Annotated in this window: 1 pseudogene; it reads right to left on the bottom strand. The window is 64.1% G+C overall.

The window, feature by feature from the left end:
• Positions 1-811 (bottom strand): annotated as a pseudogene (locus ACH0BU_RS18120) (IS3 family transposase); the annotation flags it as partial.
• Between the last annotated feature and the right edge of the window lie 64 nt (positions 812-875).

Raw genomic sequence — 875 nt, forward strand, 5'->3', positions numbered from 1 at the left:
GGCGGACCCCGCTCGATGAACAGCTCGGCAAGTGCCGCAAGCACATCCTCGTGGCGGAGCCGACGTGCCACAACCAGCGCCAGACATTCCCTGCTCGCCTCGTCGATGATGGTCAGAATGCGGAACTTGCGTCCGTCGTGCGTCCGCGCCTCGACAAAGTCGTAGGCCCAGACGTGCCCCGGATACTCCGGCCGCAGCCGGATGCAGGACCCATCGTTGAGCCATAACCGGCCTCGTTTCGGTTGCCGCTGCGGCACCTTCAACCCCTCGCGTCGCCAGATCCGCTCCACACGCTTATGGTTCACCGACCAGCCGGCCGCATGCAGCAGTGCCGTCACCCGGCGATAGCCGTAACGGCCGTACTGCCTGGCCAAAGCGATGATGTCCTCGGTCAGCGCCTCTTCGTCATCTGCCCCGCACGGCACCTTGCGCTGCGTCGACCGGTGCTGGCCGAGCACGCGGCACACCCGCCGCTCGGATACATCCAGCACGTCCCGGACATGATCGATGCAGCGCCGGCGCCGTGCGGGGCTCAGAAGTTTCCCTTTGCCGCCTCCTGCAAGATCAGCTTGTCGAGCGTCAGATCCGAAATCGCACGCCGAAGCCGGGCGTTCTCCTTCTCCAGATCCTTCATCCGCCGAGCCTGATCCGTCTTCAGGCCACCATATTCCTTGCGCCAGCGGTAATAGGTCTGCTCGCTGACCGCGATCCGCCGGCACGCCTCAGCCGTCGTCCCGCCCTGGCCCAGCATGATCTCAACCTCACGCAGCTTCCCGATAATCTCCTCGGGCTTGTGCTTCTTCGAAGGCATTCGTCGTCCCTTCCTTGATCCAGACTGTCATAGTCGATGGACCACTCAGAAGGGGGCAGCTCAC

This window comes from Sphingomonas olei (assembly GCF_045369765.1).
GTDB lineage: Bacteria > Pseudomonadota > Alphaproteobacteria > Sphingomonadales > Sphingomonadaceae > Sphingomonas > Sphingomonas panaciterrae.